This window comes from Shewanella glacialipiscicola, assembly GCF_023283485.1.
GTDB lineage: Bacteria > Pseudomonadota > Gammaproteobacteria > Enterobacterales > Shewanellaceae > Shewanella > Shewanella glacialipiscicola.
In genome coordinates, this window is the sequence record NZ_JAKILU010000044.1 from 1 (window position 1) to 9,920 (window position 9,920).

The 9,920-nt window shown below is 36.8% G+C and carries 6 protein-coding genes; all 6 read left to right on the top strand.

The features are described from left to right. Nucleotides 1-567 precede the first annotated feature (567 nt). A complete protein-coding gene (locus tag L2717_RS17745; protein ID WP_248938119.1) occupies nucleotides 568-1,545 on the top strand; it encodes a hypothetical protein in 978 nt (325 codons plus the stop codon). A gap of 215 nt (nucleotides 1,546-1,760) precedes the next feature. Beyond that, on the top strand, nucleotides 1,761-1,997 hold the full coding sequence (locus tag L2717_RS17750; protein WP_041412569.1) for an HTH-like domain-containing protein: 237 nt from the start codon (nucleotides 1,761-1,763) through the stop codon (nucleotides 1,995-1,997). Nucleotides 1,998-2,002: 5 nt separating this feature from the next. After that, a complete protein-coding gene (locus L2717_RS17755) occupies nucleotides 2,003-5,341 on the top strand; it encodes a helicase-related protein (RefSeq protein ID WP_248938120.1) in 3,339 nt (1,112 codons plus the stop codon). Further along, nucleotides 5,341-6,228 (top strand): DUF4391 domain-containing protein, encoded by an 888-nt coding sequence (locus tag L2717_RS17760; RefSeq protein WP_220774917.1) that lies wholly within the window; start codon nucleotides 5,341-5,343, stop codon nucleotides 6,226-6,228. Before L2717_RS17755 ends, L2717_RS17760 begins: the two co-directional genes overlap by 1 nt. A 66-nt stretch (nucleotides 6,229-6,294) precedes the next feature. Continuing rightward, complete coding sequence (locus L2717_RS17765) at nucleotides 6,295-8,208, top strand: site-specific DNA-methyltransferase (RefSeq protein ID WP_248938121.1); 1,914 nt, start codon at nucleotides 6,295-6,297, stop codon at nucleotides 8,206-8,208. 10 nt (nucleotides 8,209-8,218) lie between these two features. Beyond that, nucleotides 8,219-9,847 carry a DEAD/DEAH box helicase family protein gene (locus L2717_RS17770; RefSeq protein WP_248938122.1) on the top strand — a complete coding sequence of 543 codons (1,629 nt, stop codon included), beginning with the start codon at nucleotides 8,219-8,221 and terminating at the stop codon, nucleotides 9,845-9,847. Nucleotides 9,848-9,920: the final 73 nt, after the last annotated feature.

Sequence of the window (9,920 nt, forward strand, 5' to 3'; positions counted from 1 at the left end):
AATGGTGAAATGGTGAAATGGTGAAATGGTGAAATGGTGAAATGGTGAAATGGTGAAATGGTGAAATGGTGAAATGGTGAAATGGTGAAATTATTTTGATTGTGTACCATTATTTCTAATAAATATAAATCAGAGATGTTTTAATGTTGAGCTTTTAAGTGCTTTTGCTTTTACCACAGATAAGGCTTTTGCTCTTATTGTATTAGATATGATTAATGTTTCTCGTTACTATTAATTAAATAAATTGATCTAACATTTTAAAAATTCAGGGCGATGATTTTATATTTTCTTATTTTTATAACTTATATGTGTTTTTTCATAACTTATCAGGTATAGTTTTCAACTATTTTTTAGTTTTAAATCAATTACTTGCATTTTGGTTGGTGTTCTGCTAAACGCCTTTTGTGTTTTCTTAAACGCCCAAGATATTCTCTTAAACGCCTATTTTGTTCTCTTAAACGCCTTTTATATTCTCTTAAACGCCTTCCTGAAAAAAAGTTCAAGGGGCTATTGAAACATTATTTTTTTATGCGACAGTATAAATATGAGCACGTTAGCGAGGAAAATATGCAAAAAATTAGAACTAGAAATGGCAAAGAGTACTATGTGAATATTGACGCTGGTGAGTTTGAGATCCCGCAGCTATTTTTGGAGACACCGCTTTTCTTACCCGAAAGTAGAAAGAAAAAGGATCAAATTGGGATTGGCTATAGTGATGATCAAAGGAGATATCAAGATGTTGAGCATGATGTTTCCCTTTCTAACGGCTTAGAAACGATGACAATTAGTGGTCCACAGTTGAATCTGTTACGAGATTACCCTGTTTTTCATTACATATTTTCTCAAATTGACAGTTTTAGTGAGCATAGCGGTAAGTTAAGTTTTTCTGCATCTAAACTCATCAAAGCCTGCTGGCCAAGGCATAAAGTTAACGACACACCTGTCAAGATGCGCCAGTCATTCAGGAATGAGCTTAGAGATGTACTTCTAAAGCTCAATAAATGCCAAATTAGCTATAGACTAAATGACGATAGTTGGGGAGCAATGACTCTCATTTCTGATTTTCACTATGACTCTCAGAGTGATAATTGCACCATACATGTATCGCCAAAATTACAAGTTCTTGCGCAACTTGCTAAAAAGCAGAAGTCTAGTTTGACAACTTTTTTATCTATTAACTCACAAGCAGGACGGTTCGCTTACTTAACTTACGTTTCTAACAATTGGAAAACGAACAACAAAAAAGCTTCAGTGAATGAGTTTACCCTCAGTGTTGCAACGATTTTGAAATCTTTTGGTAAAGAATTATTGCTTACAGATAAGGAGTTGAAAGACCTTGATGAGAAGCGAAGTAAGAAAGACTTAAAAGTAGTCAATTGCAGTAATGAAAAAGCAGAGTTAACTTACAACCGTAATAATATAAAGTTGTTTAAACGAGGACTGAAAGAGCTTCAGGATCTAGGTATGATCCACAGTTTTGAACATATTGATCAAAGCTGTGAAATTGATGGGAAAATCAAGATTATTCGTAAAAAAATAGGTTAATGTACCCTAAGAGAATTATGTTAAAAAAACGGGGTAGGACTGTCAAATGACACGTTTCTGCCCCAAAATCAGTTTCATCTACAAATACCTCTTCACTTCTAATGTTACATAAATATTCAATATATTGAGTTCACACTATTTCAAAAACTAGTTAGCAATTTTAGCTAATTTTGCTAGAATATTAGGCCATGTCTATGAATCGATTTGAGTGTTTTATGAACAAGGTGATAATAGAAGCGATCAAGCAAGCTCTTGCTTCTGCTCCACGTAACGGATTTATGGCTGAACTTCACTTGCAGTCAATCAAATATGCTGACGAACTAGGCAATATTACTGCAAGAGAATTTTGTGAAGCATTAGATCTCAAACCTAGCTATGGCACAGAATTTAGTAAGATGAGAAACCTTACGACTCGACTCAAGGCTGCTGGTCTAGTTACGGAGAGAATCTAATCACTATGCTGATTGATAACGTAACAACAAAAGTCTCAAACACTCTTTCCGACTCGATTCAATATAACGATAAGCTTTCCGTCATGACTGGGCTTTTCTCTATCTATGCCTTTGATCATCTGAAAGCCTCACTGGGTAAAGTTGAATCTGCTCGTTTGTTGTTCTCAAAAGCTAAAGGGTTCGACCTGCTACCTGATGAGATGAACTGCTCACCTTTTGGTAGCCTTAACGGCGGTAAGTTAGAAACCAAGTTTCGTAACCTGCTTAATCAAAAAGTCATAGCTCAAGAATTCGCACACTGGTTGGAAAAAAAGGCGTTAGTACGCTTGGTTGAGCAAGTTGGCGTAGTTCAACAACACGTTACCCACTTAGATAAAAGCTCTACGGCTATACAAGGCGCTCAGTTTGATGGTCAAGGATTGGGGTTAACTCAAACTAGTGGCTTTGACATGATTAGCCTTGCTAAAGCTGATCAAGCCAACGAGCTTCTGGGGTTCTTCAATCGAGTCTGGGGAAGTAAGGCTCAAGTCAAAGACGCTAAAGCACTTTTACAAGCAGAGCTTGCCAAACTAACTTCAGATCAAACACCACAATTTATCTACTTCATTACTTTGTATAATATTTTCAAAGACTTTATTGGTGATCTTCAAGAAGATAACATCATTAGAACTAAAACAGGTTTTAAAGATACGTTAGTCTGGAATAAATTATATAAATTTCAAAAGGATGGTGTTTTAGGTGCAATTGATAAGCTTGAAAAGTTCAATGGTTGTATCATTGCAGATAGTGTGGGTTTAGGTAAAACATTTGAAGCTTTAGCCGTAATTAAATACTACGAACTTCGTAATGATAAGGTTCTGGTTCTTGCGCCTAAAAAGCTGCGTGATAACTGGCTTATTTACACACAAAACGACAAGCGTAATCTACTCGCAAGTGACCGTTTTAACTACGATGTACTTAACCATACCGATATGAGTCGTACTGCTGGGTTTTCAGGTGATATAAACCTTGAAACCATAAATTGGGGTAACTACGATCTTGTTGTGATCGATGAGTCTCATAACTTCCGTAACAATAACCCTAAAAAAGATGGTCGAAATCGTTACCAGAGGCTACTCGAAGATATTATTCAAGCTGGTGTAAAAACTAAGGTTTTGATGCTTTCTGCTACACCTGTGAATAATCGATTGAATGATATGAAGAACCAAGTGGCTTTCATAACAGAAGCAAACGACCAAGCCTTGGTAGAGCATGGAATTAAAAGCATTGAGGGCACGTTAAAACAAGCTCAAACAAGGTTCTCAAAATGGGCAGAACAAGATCCATATGTGAGAACATCTAAAGAATTGCTCGATTCTATGAATTTCGACTACTTCAAATTACTCGATATTTATACCATTGCACGATCACGAAAGCATATTGAAAAATATTACGGCACAGCCGACATTGGTAAGTTCCCTACACGCCTCTTACCTATAAACTTGAAGGCTTCTATTGATCTTAAAGACCAGTTTCCCCCACTGGAAGAAGTGAACAAAACCATAAGAAGGCTATCGCTCGCGTTTTACTCACCGATGAAATACGTGAGAATGGATAAGAAAGTGGAATATGCGAGACGATATGACCAAGAAGTAAAAGGAGGGAAGAGCGTATTCAAACAGGTAGACCGTGAAGAAAGTTTGATTCACTTAATACGCATTAACTTGCTTAAACGTATGGAAAGTTCAATCAACTCTTTCACCCTAACATCAGAAAAATTATTAACTCAGGTCGATGCATTACTAGCAAAAATTCATAATTTCAATGCGAATATAAAACCTAATTTAACTGATGACCTTACGGATGAGTTCGTTGCGCCACCGATCGAAGAGATTGATGATCTTGAGTTTAACTCACCCGAGCTTGCTCCTTATCTTATTGGGAATAAAACAAAAGTTCGTATTCAAGATATGGACTTAATCCGATTTTCACAAGATCTAGAAGCTGACAGAGTATTTCTTCAAGAAATAGTAAAAGAATCAAAAAGTATAGATGCAGTACGTGACGCAAAATTATCAATGTTAATGCAAGCTTATAGTGATAAATGTAAAAAAACGATTAATGGTAATAACAAAAAAGTGATCATTTTTACTGCATTTGCTGATACGGCTGAATATTTATACAAAAATATAGCTCCATGGGCAGAAAAAGAACTTGGCCTTCACTCTGCTGTTATAACTGGGCAGCGAACAGAGACAACGTTACGCACTCCTAGCCAAAATGGAAAAGAAGGTAAAAGGCTTACAGCAGACTTGAATAGTCTACTTACTCACTTCTCCCCCAAGTCTAAAGAACGAGAGAAGGTTTACCCTGAATACAAAGAAGAAGTTGATATTTTGATCGCAACAGACTGTATTTCAGAAGGTCAGAACCTGCAAGACTGTGACTATCTCATAAACTATGATATTCACTGGAATCCTGTGCGTATTATTCAGCGCTTTGGACGTATTGACCGATTAGGTTCAATCAATGATGTTATTCAGTTGGTTAATTTTTGGCCTAATATGGAATTGGACGAGTATATCAACCTAGAAGCTAGGGTGAGTGGAAGAATGGTGTTGCTAGATATTTCAGCAACAGGTGAAGAGAATTTGATTGAAACCGATAGTGAACAAAATTCAAAGAAAAACAAGGGGATGAATGATTTAGAGTACCGCAGGAAGCAACTGGAACAGCTTCAAAATGCCGTGGTAGACCTTGAAGAGATTGCAGGAGGTGTATCTATAACAGATTTGACGCTTAATGATTTTAGAATGGATCTATCTGGCTTTCTTAGTAGCAAAGAGCAAGATAATTCAGCGTTATTAGAGCAATCCCCGATGGGGTTATTTGCCCCAGTCTTCATTTCTAACTCAAGTCAATTCACTCGCCAATTCTCGCAAGTAAGTGATGAGATTCAATCAGGGGTCGTTTTCTGCCTAAAAGATATTAAAGACAAAGTTCAGGTTGAAGAAAGCTATTCACTTGCACCTTACTATCTTGTTTATATCTCTGATGTAGGAGAGATTTTACTTTCGTTTACTCAGTCAAAACAAATACTCGATTTATGCAAAAAGTTAGGCTCAGAGCTAACCGACATCCAACAATCAGCCGAGGCCTATCATCAGTTTGCTAATCGCACTCAAAACGGTCAAAAAATGCACCATTATCAACATCTTTTAGCAAAAGCGGTAGAGAACATAGCGGGTAAAAGTGAAGAGATTGGTGCTACAAGCCTGTTTACTAGAGGTGGTACAGTCTTATCTGCATCTAGCACTCAAAACGTGAACGATTTTGAAGTCGTTAGTTATATAGTCATCTTGTAATGGAAAAAATGATAGAGCTGATTGATTTTCGTCTAGTAGATGATGCAAATCCAGACGGACTAGCGGATAAGGTGCATCAGCATTTAGGACTGCCAGACTCAACGTTTCTAGGCACTCGTATCACCAAGAAAATGCTTATAGATAACAATGAGCTGAGCAGCCATGACAAAAAGTTAGTAACGGATGTTATTCAATCTACCGAGTGGTTAAACACACTTAAGCCAGAAACGCTCAATATCCCTGTTTATGTCACTGATACCGTTGAATACATAGAAATAGCTGTGATCCGAGTTGTTCTAAAAAACGCAGAAAATTCAACAAATAGTAAGAATATGGGCAAGCTCAGCTCTTCGTCTTTAAGTAAGGTAAGCAAGCTTTTGCATACTTTGATCCCTTATCCAGTGATTTTATTCTTGGAACTAGGTGAAGAGCTCGCGATAAGTCTAGCTGATAAGCGTATCAATCAAGCTGATAAAAGTAAGTTGGTTATTGAGCATATTTACAATAGTGATTGGTTAAGCTCAGCAGGCTTAACGAGAAATGAAAATGAATTTCTTAATAATTTTTCTCTGAAAAATGTCTCAAACCTTAACTACTTTGAGCTTTATCAAGGCTTAATTTCAATACTTATAGGTCTGGAGCTAAGCAAGGTTTCTGGGTACGATTTATCTAAAAACTGTTTATCTAAAAATAGATCATCTTTTAGTGATAAGAGCAATGAAGATAAAACAGCTTTGCTCAAGGAGCTTAGAGGTTTAGAAGCAGAGCTGGGTAGCATCAGAAATAAAATTAAAACAGAGACACAAATGAATACCAAAATGCGCCTCAATGTAGACGCAAAAAATATAAAACAAGCAATTGCAGCGATTAAAAATCAGATAGCATAGATCAATTTTCGAGAACTATTTGAATACTGCATTTGACATAAATTTAAGACTTAGAAGGTAAACGTAATGAGCCATTCCGAAATTAATCAGTTAGAAAAAATCACAGGTAATAGCCCTGAAGCAAAAAGCTTAGATATTACACAGCAAAACATTGAACAGCTTAAGCAGCTTTTCCCTGATGTTTTTTCTGAAAACAAGATTGATTTTGAAGCGTTGAAAGCAGTGTTAGGTGAAGCAGTTGACGATTCAGAAGAACGTTACAACTTTACGTGGAATGGCAAAACTAAAGCTCGACAAATCGCTCAAACACCATCTACAGGCACATTGCGCCCTTGTAAACAAGAAAGTGTCAATTGGGATACCACAGAAAACTTGTTCATCGAGGGCGATAACCTTGAAGTACTTAAGTTGCTTCAAAAGTCTTACCATAAAAAAGTAAAGATGATTTATATAGATCCACCTTACAACACAGGACGAGATTTTGTTTATAAAGATAACTTCCATGATAATATTAAAAACTATTTGGATGTTACAGGCCAATTAGACATTTCTGGAAAGAAGATAAGTACTAATTTAGAGACATCTGGTCGATTCCATTCAGACTGGTTAAATATGTTTTATCCTAGATTAAAACTAGCTAGGAACCTTTTAAAAGATGATGGTGTAGTATTCATATCTATTGATGATAATGAACTATCAAGTCTTTTGAAAATATCTCATGAAATATTTGGTGAGGATAACTTCATTGGTATAATTTCACGTTCTACTGGAACTAGGATGGGTACTGGTAGTAAAGGATTAGCAAGGGAGCTTGATTACATAGTTGCATACTCAAAATCTTCTGAGTTTGGACTTTATAAACTGGCAATGACGAATGATGAAGCATCAATTTACAATGAAAAGGATGATAAAGGGCGATATTTACTACGCTCTCTCAGAAGGACTGGAGGAGAAAATCGCAGAGAAGACAGACCTACGATGTTTTATCCAGTAACTAGTCCTGACAATGAAGATGTTTATCCTCTTGCACCAGAAGGCTGGGAAAGTCGGTGGGTATGCGGAAAAGATACCTATGAGCAATTACTTGCGAACAACGAAATTGAGTGGAAAAAAGTAAAAAAAGCTGGTGTTGAAAAATGGCAGGTATATCAGAAGCACTATATAAGTGATGCAGGCCGAGAAGTGTCAGATCTTTGGATTAAAGAGGATGGGAACAAAAAAGCGACTAAAGAAGTTAATTCATTGTTTGATGGTTTTAAAATCTTCGATCATCCTAAACCTGTCCAATTAATCAGAAAGCTAATCCAATTAGGGACTAAACCTAGCGAGGGAGATATAGTCTTAGACTTTTTTGCAGGTTCTGCAACTACAGGGCAAGCAGTGTTAGAGCAAAATATTGAAGATGAAGGCAATAGGAAGTTCATCCTTGTTCAACTTCGTGAGCCGATAAAACAAACAGTTGCAACAAAAAAATTCAACTTTAAATTTATTTCAGAATTAAGCTTCGATCGAATTAAAAGAGCTATTAATAATTTATCTACGAAGATTAATGACAATATAGATTCTGGTGTTAAATTATTCAAACTTGATGAAACCAACATCCGCCCTTGGGATGCAAACTTTGAAAATCTTGAGCTGGTTCTTCAACAAGCTACTAAGTCAATCAAAGACGGCCGTTCAAGCGAAGACGTGCTGTATGAAATATTTCTAAAATATGGTTATGACTTAACCACACCTGTAAAAACTGAAACCGTAAACGGAAAAACAGTCTACATCGTTGGTGCAGGTGCTTTGATTGTTTGTCTAGATGATGAAATTACCGCTGAAGTGGTCGAAGGTATCGCCAAGCTCAAAGAAAAACTAGATCCTGAAACGACCCAAGTTGTATTCAAAGATGCTGGATTTGCTGATAGTAATGTAAAAACCAATGCCATTCAGATTTTAAAACAGGCTGGTATTGATGATGTTAAAAGCATTTAAGGGGTAAATGATGTCTGAAATGAAGATTAAGTTTGACCCTGATTTGACTCACCAAAAAGATGCGATTAACGCAGTTGTTGGTGTTTTTGAAGGACAAGAAACATTTCAATCCAACTTCTCAGTATCAAACGCTGTTCAAGCAGATATGTTTGAGAAAAATGACGGTATTGGTGTTGCGAATGCGCTGAGCTTGTTACCTGAAGAGTTATATGAAAATACCCGTAATGTTCAGTTAGTGAATGGTTTGCCCCAAACAGAAACAAAGAAACAAGCTCTTCCAAGCCTTGATTTTACCATTGAGATGGAAACAGGGACGGGTAAAACCTACGTTTACCTACGTAGTGCGTTTGAGCTGAATCAACGTTATGGGTTGACAAAATTCATTATCGTAGTCCCATCCGTTGCAATTAAAGAAGGCGTTTATAAATCGCTGCAAATGACAGAAGATCATTTCAGAAAAGAATATAAAAACGTTCAATATGATTACTTCGTTTATGACTCGTCAAAACGCGAGCAAGTAAGAAACTTTGCCACTAATGATTATATTCAGATCATGGTGATTAACATTGACGCCTTTAGCAAAGCGTTCGATGACCCTGATAAAGAATCAACGGCTAACTTGATCCATCGTACCGATGATCGCTTAAACGGGCTAAAGCCGATTGAGTTTATTCAAGCAACACATCCTGTTGTTTTGATAGATGAACCTCAATCTGTTGCTTCAACTGCAAATCGAAAAAAAGCGATTGCTAGTTTAAATCCATTGTGTACGTTTCGTTATTCTGCGACCTTGACCGAAAATTTGAACATGCTTTATAAGCTAGATTCAATCGATGCTTATGCGCGCAAGCTGGTTAAGCAGATTGAGGTCGCGTCGATAGAAGTTCAAGACAATCACAATCAAGCGTATATCAAGTTGATCAGTGTCGATAACAAGAAATCACCAATCACAGCAAAAATTGAAATTGACGCTCAAACAAAGACTGGAAAGCTACAACCACGTATATCAATCACTGTTAAGAGCGGGACTGATTTATTTGAAGCTTCTGGTGGCCGCACTGTTTATGAAGGTTATGTAATCAACGACATTTATTGTGAGGAGGGTAATGAATATATCGACTTTACCAGTCGTGATGACATTATCGGGTTAGGCCAATCCATTGGAGAAGTTGACCAAGATACTTACAAACGACTTCAAGTATCCAAAACGGTTGAAGAGCACTTAGAAAAAGAACTGAAGTTCTATAAAAAAATTACTACTGGTGTGGACATCATGGATCACTCCAAGATTATCAGCCAGAAAGGGATCAAAGTTCTGAGTTTGTTCTTTATTGACAAAGTCGCCAATTATCGTGGGTATTCTATAGATGGAGTACCAGTTCAGGGTAAATTTGCATTTTGGTTTGAAGAAGAATTCACTCAACAGCTTAGAAAGCCAAAGTATCGAATTTTATACCCTAGTGTTTGGGATAAAAATGGTGACAAGTTTACAATTAATGGGCAAGCGCTCAAAGAATTGGCTAGTTCTGTCCATAATGGTTACTTTGCCCAAGATAAGAAAAAAGATGCATCTGGCAATCCATTATTTGCAGAGTCAAAGCTATCAGCTAAAGGTGAAGGTCGGTGTTTTTCAAGATAGTTGTCACTCTTTGTTTAAATATTAAGCTGCATTTATTACGCCTTCTTCTGGTGCCTTATCTGGGTTGAGTGTT

What these genes read in the sequence shown, in the direction of transcription:
- L2717_RS17745 (WP_248938119.1), top strand. Translation starts at nt 568, where the DNA reads ATGCAAAAAATTAGAACTAGAAATGGCAAAGAGTACTATGTGAATATT.
- L2717_RS17750 (WP_041412569.1), top strand. Translation starts at nt 1,761, where the DNA reads ATGAACAAGGTGATAATAGAAGCGATCAAGCAAGCTCTTGCTTCTGCT.
- L2717_RS17755 (WP_248938120.1), top strand. Translation starts at nt 2,003, where the DNA reads ATGCTGATTGATAACGTAACAACAAAAGTCTCAAACACTCTTTCCGAC.
- L2717_RS17760 (WP_220774917.1), top strand. Translation starts at nt 5,341, where the DNA reads ATGGAAAAAATGATAGAGCTGATTGATTTTCGTCTAGTAGATGATGCA.
- L2717_RS17765 (WP_248938121.1), top strand. Translation starts at nt 6,295, where the DNA reads ATGAGCCATTCCGAAATTAATCAGTTAGAAAAAATCACAGGTAATAGC.
- L2717_RS17770 (WP_248938122.1), top strand. Translation starts at nt 8,219, where the DNA reads ATGTCTGAAATGAAGATTAAGTTTGACCCTGATTTGACTCACCAAAAA.